At 55.9% G+C, this 12,462-nt stretch carries 15 protein-coding genes; 2 read left to right on the forward strand and 13 right to left on the reverse strand.

The features are described 5' to 3' along the window. Positions 1-13: 13 nt before the first annotated feature. The 5 genes from HDF15_RS02970 to HDF15_RS02990 form a co-directional block, all read right to left on the reverse strand. A complete protein-coding gene (locus HDF15_RS02970) occupies positions 14-598 on the reverse strand; it encodes an HAD family hydrolase (RefSeq protein ID WP_184252767.1) in 585 nt (194 codons plus the stop codon). Positions 599-673: 75 nt separating this feature from the next. Beyond that, positions 674-1,477, reverse strand: a complete 804-nt coding sequence (locus HDF15_RS02975; protein ID WP_184252768.1) for a family 1 encapsulin nanocompartment shell protein — start codon at positions 1,475-1,477, stop codon at positions 674-676. Beyond that, a complete protein-coding gene (locus tag HDF15_RS02980) occupies positions 1,470-2,534 on the reverse strand; it encodes a Dyp-type peroxidase (protein ID WP_260330786.1) in 1,065 nt (354 codons plus the stop codon). Before HDF15_RS02980 ends, HDF15_RS02975 begins: the two co-directional genes overlap by 8 nt. A gap of 184 nt (positions 2,535-2,718) precedes the next feature. Next, on the reverse strand, positions 2,719-3,255 hold the full coding sequence (gene lepB, locus HDF15_RS02985; RefSeq protein ID WP_311733020.1) for a signal peptidase I: 537 nt from the start codon (positions 3,253-3,255) through the stop codon (positions 2,719-2,721). A gap of 101 nt (positions 3,256-3,356) precedes the next feature. Continuing rightward, complete coding sequence (locus tag HDF15_RS02990; RefSeq protein ID WP_184252771.1) at positions 3,357-3,941, reverse strand: TetR/AcrR family transcriptional regulator; 585 nt, start codon at positions 3,939-3,941, stop codon at positions 3,357-3,359. 153 nt (positions 3,942-4,094) lie between these two features. On the opposite strand from HDF15_RS02990, the gene HDF15_RS02995 reads away from it, so the two are divergent. Together HDF15_RS02995 and HDF15_RS03000 are read left to right on the forward strand one after the other, a co-directional pair. After that, the gene (locus tag HDF15_RS02995) at positions 4,095-5,072 is read left to right on the forward strand and encodes an SDR family NAD(P)-dependent oxidoreductase (RefSeq protein ID WP_184252772.1); all 978 of its coding nucleotides are present in this window, start codon (positions 4,095-4,097) and stop codon (positions 5,070-5,072) included. Positions 5,073-5,483: 411 nt separating this feature from the next. Then, the gene (locus tag HDF15_RS03000; protein WP_184252773.1) at positions 5,484-6,221 is read left to right on the forward strand and encodes a helix-turn-helix domain-containing protein; all 738 of its coding nucleotides are present in this window, start codon (positions 5,484-5,486) and stop codon (positions 6,219-6,221) included. Between the two features lie 393 nt (positions 6,222-6,614). Here the strand turns inward: HDF15_RS03000 and HDF15_RS03005 are convergent, their stop codons facing one another. From HDF15_RS03005 to HDF15_RS03040, 8 genes are all read right to left on the reverse strand, one after another. Further along, positions 6,615-7,178 carry a hypothetical protein gene (locus HDF15_RS03005; protein ID WP_184252774.1) on the reverse strand — a complete coding sequence of 188 codons (564 nt, stop codon included), beginning with the start codon at positions 7,176-7,178 and terminating at the stop codon, positions 6,615-6,617. Then, positions 7,175-7,954: a hypothetical protein gene (locus HDF15_RS03010; RefSeq protein WP_184252775.1), complete on the reverse strand. Its 780-nt coding sequence runs from the start codon at positions 7,952-7,954 to the stop codon at positions 7,175-7,177. Before HDF15_RS03010 ends, HDF15_RS03005 begins: the two co-directional genes overlap by 4 nt. A 51-nt stretch (positions 7,955-8,005) precedes the next feature. Beyond that, the gene (locus HDF15_RS03015; RefSeq protein WP_184252776.1) at positions 8,006-8,233 is read right to left on the reverse strand and encodes a hypothetical protein; all 228 of its coding nucleotides are present in this window, start codon (positions 8,231-8,233) and stop codon (positions 8,006-8,008) included. A gap of 566 nt (positions 8,234-8,799) precedes the next feature. Continuing rightward, positions 8,800-9,111 carry an RcnB family protein gene (locus tag HDF15_RS03020; RefSeq protein WP_184252777.1) on the reverse strand — a complete coding sequence of 104 codons (312 nt, stop codon included), beginning with the start codon at positions 9,109-9,111 and terminating at the stop codon, positions 8,800-8,802. Between the two features lie 151 nt (positions 9,112-9,262). Further along, a complete protein-coding gene (locus HDF15_RS03025) occupies positions 9,263-10,087 on the reverse strand; it encodes a YgcG family protein (protein WP_184252778.1) in 825 nt (274 codons plus the stop codon). A gap of 34 nt (positions 10,088-10,121) precedes the next feature. Continuing rightward, positions 10,122-10,643: a superoxide dismutase[Cu-Zn] gene (gene sodC, locus HDF15_RS03030; protein ID WP_014265537.1), complete on the reverse strand. Its 522-nt coding sequence runs from the start codon at positions 10,641-10,643 to the stop codon at positions 10,122-10,124. A 95-nt stretch (positions 10,644-10,738) separates the two neighbouring features. Then, positions 10,739-11,290: a hypothetical protein gene (locus HDF15_RS03035; protein WP_184252779.1), complete on the reverse strand. Its 552-nt coding sequence runs from the start codon at positions 11,288-11,290 to the stop codon at positions 10,739-10,741. A gap of 91 nt (positions 11,291-11,381) precedes the next feature. Continuing rightward, a complete protein-coding gene (locus HDF15_RS03040; RefSeq protein ID WP_184252780.1) occupies positions 11,382-12,449 on the reverse strand; it encodes a low specificity L-threonine aldolase in 1,068 nt (355 codons plus the stop codon). Positions 12,450-12,462: the final 13 nt, after the last annotated feature.

Consider the following 12,462-nt stretch of genomic DNA (forward strand, 5'->3'; position numbering starts at 1 on the left):
CCCCTGGGTTCAGCTAAGCAAGCGCCTGAGGCACAGCCTCTTCCCAACGCCCCTGCGCCTTCAGGATCAGTTCTATGACTTCACGAGCGGCGCCACGACCTGCCAGCTGCTGAGTGGTGAAATGACAGACTGCCTTCAACTCAGGAGCACCATCTGCCACGCACACCCCTAAACCGGCTCGCCGCGCCAAAGGAATATCCGGCAGATCGTCGCCCATATAGGCGACTTCCTCTTCGGTAACGCCTGCCCTTTGCAGGCACTCCTCGAAGGCAGCAGTCTTCTTCGCCTGCCCCAGGTACACAAACGGGACCTTTAGTTCGGCTGCGCGCCGGGCTACCGCCGGAGAAGATCTACCGGTGATAAAACCTGTCTGAATCCCCATCGTGTGGGCCAGGGACAGTCCTTGTCCATCCTTCGCGCTAAACACCTTCATCTCGGAGACAATCGGATCTCCAGAGCCGTCCGCGGACGTCGTAGAAATCAGGCAGACGCCACCATCGGTCAGCGTGCCATCCACATCCATCAGGAAGAGTTTGATCTTACGGGCGCGGGCCAACACATCTGGCGAAGCAAGAGACGCTAGGGATAGATCGGACATGAAACGATTCTAATGCAGCCCTCATGGCTCGTTCCGCACTTCATCATTTGCGAAACGAGCCCGAATGCTAAGCGCTCAAGCAGACGGTGCGAGCACAACCGACGCTTCGCTCGTCAACACACGAAACGTAAAACTCTCCTGCAGATAAAGCCGGACGACGGAATCCGTGTGGCTGAGGTAGCCGATGGAAACATCCTGCCCGATATTGAGTTCAAAGTCACCGCCACGTGTCGTCAACACGAACGCACCCTCTATGGCCGGAGCCCAGATGAGGTTGCCGTCGACGATGCGCTTCACGTGTTCGAGAATGGGATAGCCGTGGTCGCGAGTCTCCGCGAGCTCCGTATAGGCCTTGGCGCCGAGCAAGACCGAGTAGGGGCCATTCACACCGACAAGACGCAACTGGCTCAATGCCTGAGCCACGGCATCCGGATAGTCCCGCACATCGCTGGGAAGAGTCATCACCGGATTGCTGCTGCCTTCGCGGATGCCCTGGATGTTGGCTGCGCTATAGCCGTTGAAGATGGCCCGGTCCTCAGCGAACGCAATCTTCTGGGCCGCGTCCTTCGCCGGCTGCCAGTCGGAGTCATCCGCGCCCCGCTCGACATCATCGATCGCTTCGCGCGTCAGCTCAAAGGGGACCCGCAACTCTACAAGAGCCTTTACCTCACGCTGCCTGGCAATGATGTCTTCCGCTGGCGGAGCAATCGACAGCAGATGTCCCGTGCCAACCGCCGGCAAACCAATGCCGTTCGGAGTCGGTACATCGACAACACGCCGGCCTGCGAGATAGCGCTTGAGTGTCCGAGTCGTCTCTTCTTCGATCTGCTCCCACGCTGCGTCAGAGACTGGTGCCAACTCCCGATGGAGGTTATTCATTTCGTTCTCCTCTAAGGGATCCTATCCCAAGTGATGTATCGCTCACAGCTGTTGTAGAAGACGGCTCAGACGCCACAGGCGGCGTCGCGATGGCCGCTGCTGCAGGCTCTTCTTCCCCTGCGCCTTCAAGAAAAGTTGCCGAAGGCGCAAAGAACAGGCCCCCTGTAACCGCCTTGCTAAAGTCCAGCAGCCGGTCATAGTTTCCCGGCGGACGGCCCACGAACATATTCTCGAGCATCAGCTCGGTGATACGCGGCGTCCGGCTGTAGCCGATGAAGTACGTGCCAAACTCACCGCGTCCAGGCTGCCCAAAGGGCATGTTGTCGCGCAGAATTTTGACCTCTTTGCCGTTCTCGACGATGACGGTCAAAGCGCTGTGGGCCGAGGCCGGTTTTACAGCATCATCCAGCTCGATGTCCGACAGTTTCTTGCGGCCGATGATCCGCTCCTGCGCCTCGGTCGAAAGCGTATTCCACCCCTTCATATCGTGAAGGTACTTTTGGACGAGGACATAACTGCCGCCTGCAAACGCAGCATCCTCTTCGCCAACCAGTGCGGATTCAAGAGCAAGAGTGCCCCGTGGGTTCTCCGTGCCATCGACAAAGCCGATCAGGTCGCGGTCCTCGAAGTATCGAAAGCCCTGAACCTCATCGGCAACCGTCACCGCATCGCCGATGCGTTCCATGATCTGCGTGGCCAGCTCGAAACAGATATCCATTCGCCCGGCACGGATGTGAAACAACACATCGCCCGGCGTAGCGATAGCATGTCGATCGCCCGCATGGAACTCGCGAAAGGGATGCAGCTCTGCCGGCCGAGGCCTGCCGAAGAGCCGGTCCCAGGCATTCGATCCGAACCCCACAATGCAGGTGAGTCCGGCATCGATGTCGCGAAACTCCACGGCCCGAATGAGCCCGGCGATATCGCCGCAGAAAGAACGTATGGCGGCATAGCTCTCAGCATCCTGCTTCACGGTGACGACAAGAAAGATCGCCGCACGCGTGAGCGGCCCAAGAACTGGCTGTGGAAGAGGTGTCTGGTCCGGTTGGTTCACCATCGTCATCCGGCTCGTCTCAATCTATTTTGGGCTTGCTTCATATGTCGTTCCCCAGGAACCAGAGATGATCAGCATCGCTGGAATGCTTCACAGAATCTACGGTATCACCGAGATATGGTTCTCCAGAAAGACCGAAAAGGAGCGGCGGTGAAGATGCATGAACGCTTATTTCTATGGTGTGGGTTTACTTGGCAACCGACGAGGTGTGCCAGTACGTCCAGCTGTATTGGCCAACGACATCGGAGAGCCGGACAGGCTCATACTCTGCGGCTCGGCTGTCGAAGCTGCGGTCTCGATTATCTCCCATGACAAACAATTCTCCTGGACCAACTGTCTGGGGCGCAAACGTTACTAGTGCTGGTCCATCGACACCTGTAGCCGGGGCGAGATATGGCTCGTCAATTTGCTTCCCATCGCGATAAACCTTGCGTTGGGTACCGCCGATGGTTTCACCGGGCATTGCGAGGATACGCTTCATAACGATGACATTATTGCTGCGTCGTAGCGCGATGACGTCTCCATCATGCAGGTCGGAGCGGGCTTGATCCCCTTCATCAACAAAGATTCTGTCTCCGGGATGAAGCAACGGAAGCATTGATTCGCTCGCTATCCGATAGGAGTGATAGCCCGTACTACAGCCACTTAGAAGCAGGGAGACCCCGAGTGCGCCTATCCATAGTCTTGAGAGCGAGAGCTTCCTCATAGAGGCATAGGGAATCATGTTGGAGCAAGTGTATATCCTAAGGCGCGAGTCTAGAAGCAGCGGCTATAGCCATCACTTCGATGACACTTATACCTCTAATGATGGCCGATACAAACAGCTTAGACAGTCGTCCGTGACCCCAGAATAAGAATCTCCACGAGCCTTTTCGCGCTCTGCGGCCAATCCGGAGTGGACGCCACATAGGAGACGCCGACCAGAGCACGAAGCAAATCCATGGGCTCCAGATCCAGGCGTATCTCACCGCTCTCGATCGCGCGCTCGACCAGCGCTGTAATCGCGCCTACGACCAACCCGGTAGTTGCCTCATACAGCTTGGACGGCCCACCCACAACCGTGTTGAGAGCCGGCGCGATGAGTTGCTTCGCGGCGATGTAGTCGACGAACAGCAACATCCAGGCACGCAAGGCCTCGACCGGCGGCAGGGTCCTGGCAAACTCTTTCTCTGCTGCCGCCAGCTTCTCTACCTCGGTCCGATACACCGCCTCCAGCAGCGCGTCGCGCGTCGGAAAGTGGCGATAGAGCGTTCCCGCTCCAACCCCTGCCTGTTTCGCAATATCGTCCAGGCTGGTGTCTGCGCCCGAACGCGTAAACGCTTCTTTGGCTACCTCCAGAATGCGCTCACGATTGCGCTGCGCATCGGCGCGCGGTCTTCGCGGTACGGATTCTGAATGTTTCGTAGCCATGGCAAAATATTTGCAACCGGAGGGAGTCTCCGGTTATCTATTATTATGGAGAGACTCTCCGCTTTATTTTAGCAAGGGCTGTTTGGCAGGAAGAACCTGCGCAGCCCTCTTGAAGTGTTCCACAAACCCCAGAAGAAGAACCAGGAGAAGAAGATGGCGAATGTATTCGGTGCGACCTCAACAACGGAAGATGTGCTATCGGGCGTAAAGCTGGACGGCAAACGGATACTGGTGACAGGTGTCTCCGCCGGAATCGGCGTGGAAACCGCGCGCACGCTCGCTGCCCATGGAGCGCATGTGGTCGGTGCGGCGCGGGACCTGAAGAAAGCAGAAGCGGCCACCACTCAGGTACGAGAGGACGCCGCGGCCCACGGCGGAAGCTTCGAGCTGATTGAGCTCGATCTCTCCAACCTCAAGAGCGTTCGTGCAAGCGCCGACGCGCTGCTGGCAAAGGGTGAACCCTTCGACGTGATCATCGCCAATGCCGGAGTCATGGCGACGCCGTTCGGCCATACCGCGGACGGCTTTGAGACACAGTTCGGCACCAATCACCTCGGCCACTTTGTCTTCGTCAATCGGATCGCTCCTCTGATCCGTGCAGGCGGACGCCTGGTCAACCTCGCCTCTTCTGGTCATCGCTTCTCGAACGTCGACCTCGACGACCCGAACTTCGAGAACACACCCTATGATCCCTTCGTCGCCTACGGTCGCTCAAAGACGGCAAACATCCTGTTCTCCGTCGAGTTTGACCGCCGGCATAAGGAGCGGGGCGTACGTGCTGCAGCCGTCCATCCCGGAGGCATTCATACCGAGCTGGCCCGCCACATGGACCCAGCCCACCTCCAGGCAATGATCGATCAGATACGGCAGCAGCTTGCAGCGGAAGGCCATGACACCTTCGAGTTCAAGACAGTCCCCCAGGGCGCGGCAACCTCGGTCTGGGCAGGCATAGTCGCTCCGGCAGAAGAGATGGGCGGACAGTACTGCGAGAACTGCCACGTCGGCAAGGCTGTAGCGGATGACGTAATGATCAGCCCCGCCAGCGAAGGAGTACGCGGATATGCGCTCGATCCCAAGAATGCTGCGGCGCTCTGGAAGAAGAGCGAAGAGCTGGTCGGAGAGTCGTTCTAACGCTCTGCGCCTGCCATCCGAGCGGAGCAGACACTGTGCAACGAGCGGCGTAACGACAAAAGCGAAGCAGGTGAGAATGCAGATTCTCACCTGCTTCGCTTTGGCGTGTGGTCAGGCAGGTTTACCATCCTGTGCCACAACTGGAAGCGTTCTTAAGGGAGCCGGAAAGAACACAAAACGCCATAGAACCGTCACATGCGCTACACTGCTCCCAACTGAAACAAAAACGGCAATCTGGTTTTCTTGCACTGATTGATGTCTTTGGGCTATTTCCCGGGAGTGAAATTCGTGAAATCTACGGTGGTCAGTCTTCCCTGTTTGGATGGCATCTGCTTCGCAAAGTGGATCGTCATTGCAACGAACAACATGGAAGATGAATCATCCCCGGTTGCGTTTCCGGAGAGGTGATACATGGATGGAATAGGCGTTAAGCTTCGTTCGGCCCGCAATCAATGGGGTCTTACCTTGCGAGAAGTGGAAGAACGCAGCGGCGCGCTCGCACAGCAGTCGAACAACTCTGCGTACCGTATCTCAGCCAGTTGGCTCGATCGGATAGAGCGTGAAAATCGCGGATTATCCGCGACCAAGCTGATTGTTCTGGCGCACATCTACGGTCTGAAGACCGATCAGATTCTGGCGCTTTATCCGGAAACAAACGAGCCCCCTACCCCCCAGCTCGCTCCTGCCTCCAGTCCGAACTCGACGCATCTGTTGCTGGAAGGTCCTCTGGAGGAGCACGCCAGGCTCTTGCTTCCTGAAACATTAGTGACCGATCCTCCGCCCCAGGACACAATGCTTCTTCCTCCCGACAAAACAGTGATGCCGATCCATTACCGGCGCGGGATCATCGGTCAACGGGACCGCACCATGGATCCAATGATTCTCCCGGGATCGATTGTCTTGATCGACACGCAAAAGCGTGCGATTGGCAGCAGGAGGGACTGGACCAACGAGTTCAACCGCCCCATTTATTTTTTATTCACACGAACGGGCTATCTCTGCGGCTTCTGCGATCTTGACAAGCTGTCTGAGTGGTTGACGCTGGTACCCCACATGCTGTCCTTCGAAACCAACAAACGATTGCGCTATAAGCACGAAGTTGAAGTCATTGGCACAGTCGCTGGAATCTTCTCCCGGCGTCTCGCCTGAACGGGTGTTCCAGAGGCAATGCGCGACTAGAGTGGTGAGTCATTAGTTCGTAAAGAACTAGTGTTACTCATAGCGCGGAGCGCAAACCGTGACGCTTTAGCGTCGCGGGACGGAGGGAGCCGTAGCCTTTAGGCTACGGAATTAAAGCTAGGCAAGAATTGGGCTTTAGCCCCGGGCCTTTTGTTCGCAGCCGAAAGAGAGCCCGGGCCTAAAGGCCATCCCCTTGCTAAGCCTCGATTTCCGTAGCCTAAAGGCTACGGCTCCCTCCGTATCCCTGATGCTGAAGCATCAGGGAACACGCTTCCCGCTGTGCTGAACAGACCATCCTTCTTTGTAAGCGAGACCCATCGCTATCACTCCGACAGGTCCCACGATCATCGATCGAAACGAAAGCTATAACGCTCTCTGTAAATCGGCGAGACCGGGAAAATTGCCGATTTCATAGAGTGCAAGCACGTGCCGAGTCATGAGGTAATAGGTCGCAATGACGCGCTGCCCATACTCCGGGAAGACGGACTCAAGCTTCCCTATCTTCGCGGCGCCTCTCAGGCGATCGATGTGCCATTCAATCTCCCTGGCATTCATACGCAGCTGCTCTGCGACGACCAGAGCTTCGGGATACCACTGCTGTACGTAAAAAGCGAGATCGATCAACACGGCACAATTTCGCTTCAGCACCTCAAGGCCTTCCAGCCCACCAATCAGGGGCGAGATGCAAGAGGGATCGAGAATGATGTCATCCTCTCCATACCTCGGACCACCCGACTCATCGACAAGATCCAGCGCGATCAAGGTGATGCTCTCGCGATCGACTGAGGTGAAGCGGGCCAGCAACATCTCCCAATTCCCATAAGGAGTCTTCGGGCGACGGCGATAGAAATGCGCTGCGGTCGCAGTCAGAGCGACAAGAAAGACTGCGACTGCACTGAAAAAGGGAATGGCGCTTGTGTTCATCATGGTCTCCAACTCCTCAGCTCACGGAGGTCATATTCAACTCTTCGCTGCAAAGCAGCGAGTTGTTCCCGCATTTCTTCCGGCAGCTCCAGGGATGCTGGAGCCTCTCGCCAAAGCATGATGATCCAGTACACTTGGCAGGCCAAATAAGACGATATACGAATATAAGACAAATTCGCAGATATTCGTGCGTGATGATCCATTCCCAGGTAACTATGCCCTGCCTCGGTCAATATTCCAATGATCGAGTAGAGCCCAAGGCCCTGCGAAATCCTGGCGACATGAGTCTTCCATGGAAGCCCTACCGTCGCCGAAAGTGCAATCATTCCAACGAAGAGTTCACTCATCAGCACCGAAGAAAAGAAGTTTCCCCGGATGATCACCGCTCGCATCCAGGAATTAGCAGGAGGAGCCGTGAGCCAGGTAAGCGCCGATGCAATGAGGATGCTGCCGCCGATCAGCCACCCGAAACTGCCCCGCACATCTGGAGCCCATTTGCCCAGAGGACGAAAGATATGAGAAGCCAGCTCGTATACAACGCAAAGCTGTAAAACCAAATCTACCGTTCCAAGCGATAAGTAAGCGAGAAGATATTGATGCTTGGTCCCGTAATGGACGATGAAATAGAGGGTAATCGTTCTCACTACGTATTCTGTAATCAGCGTAGTAAAAAACGGAAAAACAGTTGCACGGTGACGAGTCCAAAGCACCACCAGCAGTACTGCATGCGCCAAGAAACCGGCCGCCCAAAATACGAGATCGATGCCTGTCAACTGCATTCAAATCTCTCCAATTGGGCGACCGCTCCCTAGATATACGCTGCAATCATCTTATGCCATATGCAGCAGAATGAGGATCATTTGCATGGTATTAATCTGCGGTTCGGGATCAGTACCACCCACAACCTGCGGCTCGGGATCGGTGCCACCTACAACAGGGGCAGATGCGAGCGGCTTGGTGGTGGATTGACCAGACTGAGCAAAAGCTCTACCCATTGGCATAACCAGAGCGAGAAGAATAAGCGCCAAAACAGACTTACGGACATTGCTATTGAACATTGTGTCTCCTTTAGCGCGAATGTGCGCTGAGCAGAGACTAGAGGAGGATCAGGTAAAAACCGACAACTCATTAATTTTGTTGCTTATCCGAAACTTAATTAATGGTTGCAGCTCTTGCCTCTGCTCGGCAGACGATTGACTAAATACCGCATAATAAAGACTTTTAATCCAGATTTCTGACGTATTTGTTGCGTATAGCGCACAGGATGGAAAACCTGTTACGCTTCCAGTCCCCATTGTTAGATAACAGTTCTAGTTGGTTCGCAACGTATGGTGGTCTCACCGTATAACAGAGCAACGGACCAACACACACACTATCTCTTCCGTGCAGGTCCGGGAGTGCGGGTCGTACGTCAAATTCGCTAGCCTTGACGTTGTCTAGCCTCCCCGCCTGGAAGAGTATCAAGAGGTGCAGACTTGGACCAGTCTTATTCCTTTGGGTCCGCAAGGTCTTCCTCTGCGCAACATATATCTCTATCGAAACGACAATGCCGGAGCAACTGCTCCGGCATTGTCGTCAACCCAGATATCTAATCCAGATACCTGACCAAATCTTCGCTAAAGGCTTAGTGTGCTGCCGAAGCAACGATTACTGAAGCGATCACGCCGGTCGCAATAGCAGCCATCACATAGTTACCATCCACCTGGCGCCATTCGTAGCCCGGCCGCGGTGCACTCAGGTGGTACTGACGATAATCAACGCGTTCGCCGCGATTCCAATCGTCATGATTCATGCGCGCGCCTTTTCTCCACTCCTTATGTTGGACATAGGCGTGGTTATCGTGGTGGTCGTCATGATGATCTTGTGCGAAAGCCGCTCCTCCGCTGAGGGTCGCAGCAACAATCGATAGGGCCAAAGCTTTGCGAATTTTGTTCATAATGTCTCCTGATTCTTTGATTCATACCAGCCGGATGATGTTGTTTACCTGATCCCAATTTGCGTGATCAGACGGTTACCAGCATTGATTGTGCGACCTGAAGATGAATACGCCGTGTGCACGTCTCTTGAGACAGCGATGGAATCGTACGCTACCAGTCCCCTCCCGCACCACCGCCACCCGAGTCGCCCCCATCACCTCCACTGAAGTCATCGCTGCTGCTTCCGCTGTCAGAGCTGCTTGAACTGCTATCGCTGAAGCTCGTCCCTGAGCCGCCGGAGGTTCGACGCCCCTTACGGGTAACCTCATACCAGACATAGAGGCCGAGGAAGAAAAATATAAGCCATACAGGCAAGTCGACCCTCTGCCACCAGGGTTCAGGAGTATCCGCGAGAGGAAGTACCGCAGGAGGAGGTGTTGAAGTCGTATCTCCCGCATCGCCGGAGGAGTCTGGAGGCGTTAGCGTATCGAGCGTGATCTTGGCGTCGTCGGCGACCACCTTCGCGACCCGCTGCACTCCCAGCTCGACTGCCCCGTCGTAGTCCTTCTGTTTCAGAGCCGGAACCATCTCCCGGCCAATGTCTCCCACCTTGGCGTCGTTCAGAATCCCTTCGAAGCCGTACCCTACCTCGATCCGCCACTTGTGGTCGTCAATCGAAAACAGCAGCAGCAGGCCGCGGTCTGTCTTCTTCTCTCCGATCTTCCACTTGTGAAACAGATCGTTGGCGAACTGCTCCTTCGACTCGTCCCCAAGTGTGTGAATGGTCACCACAAAGATCTGCGCCTTGGTCTTGTCGTGTACCTCGCGGCAGATCGCCTCGGTCTGCGCCTTCGCCGCATCGCTCAGTACACCGGCGTAGTCGTTGATGTAGCTCTTGGGCGCGGGCAGCGTCACAACCTTCTCTGCCCGCAGCCCCAAAGAGCATACCCATCCCAGCAGCAGAGCGAGCAGCCCTGACCGCATCCTTTGTCTCATGGCCAACATTCTACTGACTACAACCAGTAGCTGGTTACCGAATTACAGCGCAGGCCACGCGCCCGCCGGCGCCGCCAATCGGCTGAGACTGGTAATCATCCGGATTGGCATGGATGATCAACGACGAGCCGTCAGCATCGAGAAGAGCCGGGCGTTCGTCGCCACCCTTAAGCGTGACCAGCGTCGAATAAAGCTCTACCGTCGCGGTTCCATCCGCAGCCACAAAAAGGTTGGGAAGATCTCCAGCGTCATTCGCATCGGCGTTCAGAAGTCCATGAACAACCGGCGTCTTGGCATGAACGTGAGCGCCCGCGCCTTTGAACATCGCATCGCCGCAATCGCCCTTTTCATGGAAGTGCATGCCATGCCAGCCCGGAGTCAGTCCCTTGGCCTCAATGCGCAAAAGCACGCCACGAGGAGTGCCGGTCACCGTTACCTTGCCGAGAACGCTTCCGCTTCCATTCTTGAGTTCGCTGGTGTGGTCGGCCGAAGGGGCCTGGGCGGAGACGGCGGTTGCCAGAATAATCGTAGAAAAAATAGCGGATGCGAAACGCATGACGTGGCTCCTTGGTACAGGTACTGTAAATCGGTTAGGGGTTACACTCCGTGCAATAACCGGAGTTGGAGAAGGCGATAAATCTGTTGACTCTGCTAGGCAGGCGTCGTGGCGTTGATCAACAACAGGCTCACGCCCACTTCAGTTACACGTCTATGCGGCGTCATCCGTGGGACAACCAGCATGTCCCCCTTCTTGAGGGCGATCGAAGTAAATCCTTCCGAGTGAGGAGCGAGCCATTCACCAGGCTTGGTCTGGCGCGCGTTCTGGGGCGATCCGCCAACCTCGTAGACGGTTGCGCCATCCAGCACCTGGAAGACATGATCGCGATGTTCATGGAACTCGAACTCCTTCGCTATTTTCTTCTCCTCCGCGCTCACCGTCATCGACACGGCCAGCCCTTTCGCGCTGACGATGTCTTTAGCGGCGGGTGCAGCTTGCAATCCCTTTACCATCTCGTCGATCGTTGTTGCCGGAAACAACTGGAAAGTCGCCTGCGATTTCTCATCGGTAGACTGTCCCGTCTCAGCAACCGCAGGAGACGCAGAGAACAGAGTGCTTGCCAAGGGAAGCGTAACCGCGGCAAGAGGCGCGGTCCGAAGGAAGTTGCGGCGGGATTGAGCTTTTGTCATATGCGATTCGATCATAAGCCTTGCCGAGCCTCAGCCCGGCATCTCCTTTATTAGAACCCTTTTGCCTTTGTTTTATTCCCTGCAGGGAATCTGCTGCCTGGGTCTTCTAGACGAGCACGTCCTTTGCCGAAAGCGCACACTCCTGCAGGTCACGCACAAGCTCATCGATCCTGGCCAGATCCGCGTCCCAGGAGAACATGAAGCGCGCGGCGCCGCCAATGAAGGTATAGAACTTCCAGCCACGCTTTTGCAATGGCTCCAGTATCCCCTCAGAGGCATGAACGAAGACAGCATTGGCATCGACGGAAGAGACGATGGTGACCCCTGGAATCGTCGCGATCTGTTCCGCAAAGTACGCAGCGCACCGATTGGCATGCGCCGCATTGCTCAACCACGCTCCGCTCTCGAGCAGCCCTACCCAAGGTGCAGTCAAAAAGCGCATCTTGGAAGCAAGCTGCCCGGCCTGCTTGCAGCGGTAATCAAAATCAGCAGCAAGCTTGCGATCGAAGAAGATCACGGCCTCGCCTACAGCCATCCCATTCTTCGTTCCGCCGAAACACAGAACATCGACGCCACTCTTCCAGGTAAGCTCCGCCGGCGACTGCTCGAGCTTGGCGCAGGCATTCGCAAAACGGGCGCCGTCCATATGCAGCGAGAGACCATGCGCCTTACACGCTGCGGAGATCGCCTGCACCTCTTCTGTTGTGTAGACACGTCCCGTCTCCGTCGGCTGCGTCATCGTAACGACCCGCGGCTTTGGATAGTGGATATCCTGACGCTTCGTCGCCAGTTCATGAATGGAATCCGGCGTCAGCTTGCCATCTGTGGTGTGAGCCACCAGCAGCTTTGAACCATTGGAAAAGAATTCGGGAGCACCGCATTCGTCCGTCTCCACGTGCGCCGAATCGGCACAGATGACCCCATGGTAGGACTGGCAAAGCGAGGCCAGCGCAAGCGAGTTAGCCGCCGTTCCGTTGAATACGAAGAAGACTTCACAATCGGTCTCAAAGAGTTGACGGAAGGCATTAGCGGCTCGTCCGGTCCAGGCATCGTCACCGTAAGAAGAGGCATGCCCGAAGTTCGCATCCTGCATCGCGGACAAAGCCTCGGGACAGATACCCGAATAGTTATCACTCGCAAACTGCTGAACAATATTGATGTTTTCTTTACTCATTACGTCTCAAATC

Origin of the sequence: Granulicella mallensis, from assembly GCF_014203225.1 — a bacterium.
GTDB classification, from domain to species: Bacteria; Acidobacteriota; Terriglobia; order Terriglobales; family Acidobacteriaceae; genus Granulicella; species Granulicella mallensis_A.

Bases quoted from the DNA above. Each gene is read 5' to 3' on its own strand.
- HDF15_RS02970 (WP_184252767.1), bottom strand. From the start codon at position 598: ATGTCCGATCTATCCCTAGCGTCTCTTGCTTCGCCAGATGTGTTGGCC.
- HDF15_RS02975 (WP_184252768.1), bottom strand. From the start codon at position 1,477: ATGAATAACCTCCATCGGGAGTTGGCACCAGTCTCTGACGCAGCGTGG.
- HDF15_RS02980 (WP_260330786.1), bottom strand. From the start codon at position 2,534: ATGGTGAACCAACCGGACCAGACACCTCTTCCACAGCCAGTTCTTGGG.
- lepB (WP_311733020.1), bottom strand. From the start codon at position 3,255: ATGATTCCCTATGCCTCTATGAGGAAGCTCTCGCTCTCAAGACTATGG.
- HDF15_RS02990 (WP_184252771.1), bottom strand. From the start codon at position 3,941: ATGGCTACGAAACATTCAGAATCCGTACCGCGAAGACCGCGCGCCGAT.
- HDF15_RS02995 (WP_184252772.1), top strand. From the start codon at position 4,095: ATGGCGAATGTATTCGGTGCGACCTCAACAACGGAAGATGTGCTATCG.
- HDF15_RS03000 (WP_184252773.1), top strand. From the start codon at position 5,484: ATGGATGGAATAGGCGTTAAGCTTCGTTCGGCCCGCAATCAATGGGGT.
- HDF15_RS03005 (WP_184252774.1), bottom strand. From the start codon at position 7,178: ATGATGAACACAAGCGCCATTCCCTTTTTCAGTGCAGTCGCAGTCTTT.
- HDF15_RS03010 (WP_184252775.1), bottom strand. From the start codon at position 7,954: ATGCAGTTGACAGGCATCGATCTCGTATTTTGGGCGGCCGGTTTCTTG.
- HDF15_RS03015 (WP_184252776.1), bottom strand. From the start codon at position 8,233: ATGTTCAATAGCAATGTCCGTAAGTCTGTTTTGGCGCTTATTCTTCTC.
- HDF15_RS03020 (WP_184252777.1), bottom strand. From the start codon at position 9,111: ATGAACAAAATTCGCAAAGCTTTGGCCCTATCGATTGTTGCTGCGACC.
- HDF15_RS03025 (WP_184252778.1), bottom strand. From the start codon at position 10,087: ATGAGACAAAGGATGCGGTCAGGGCTGCTCGCTCTGCTGCTGGGATGG.
- sodC (WP_014265537.1), bottom strand. From the start codon at position 10,643: ATGCGTTTCGCATCCGCTATTTTTTCTACGATTATTCTGGCAACCGCC.
- HDF15_RS03035 (WP_184252779.1), bottom strand. From the start codon at position 11,290: ATGATCGAATCGCATATGACAAAAGCTCAATCCCGCCGCAACTTCCTT.
- HDF15_RS03040 (WP_184252780.1), bottom strand. From the start codon at position 12,449: ATGAGTAAAGAAAACATCAATATTGTTCAGCAGTTTGCGAGTGATAAC.